This is a genomic window from Streptomyces sp. NRRL F-5755, assembly GCF_001279365.1.
GTDB classification, from domain to species: Bacteria; Actinomycetota; Actinomycetes; order Streptomycetales; family Streptomycetaceae; genus Streptomyces; species Streptomyces rimosus.
Map to the genome: position 1 here is coordinate 1 of NZ_LGCW01000192.1, position 394 is coordinate 394.

At 71.6% G+C, this 394-nt stretch carries 1 pseudogene; it reads right to left on the minus strand.

Annotation, left to right across the window (positions count from 1 at the left end):
- Positions 1–394, minus strand: a pseudogene (locus ADK86_RS44535) (IS5 family transposase); the annotation flags it as partial.

Sequence of the window (394 nt, forward strand, 5' to 3'; positions counted from 1 at the left end):
CCGGTGCCGTCCGCGGTCTGCCGACCGGCCGGGACACCCGGATCCGGGCCATGACCTTCTCGAATGCGGGTGCGTCACCGGCCTGGCCCGGGGTGATGAAGAACGCGAGTGGCCGGCAACGACCGTCTGCCGCCAGGTGGATCTTCGTGGTCAGTCCGCCGCGGGACCGTCCGAGGGCATGGTGGGCTGGTTCGCCGGCCCGAGCCCCTTTTGACGGGCCCCGGCGGCGTGCTGGTGGGCACGGACGATCGTGGAGTCGACCGCGACGACCCAGTCGAGGCCGCCTTCGGTGTCAGCCTGCGCGAGCAGGGCGGTGAACACCTTCTCCCACGTGCCGTCGGCCGCCCACATCCGCAGCCGGTTGTGAGCCCCCTTCCACGAACCGAAGCGTTCG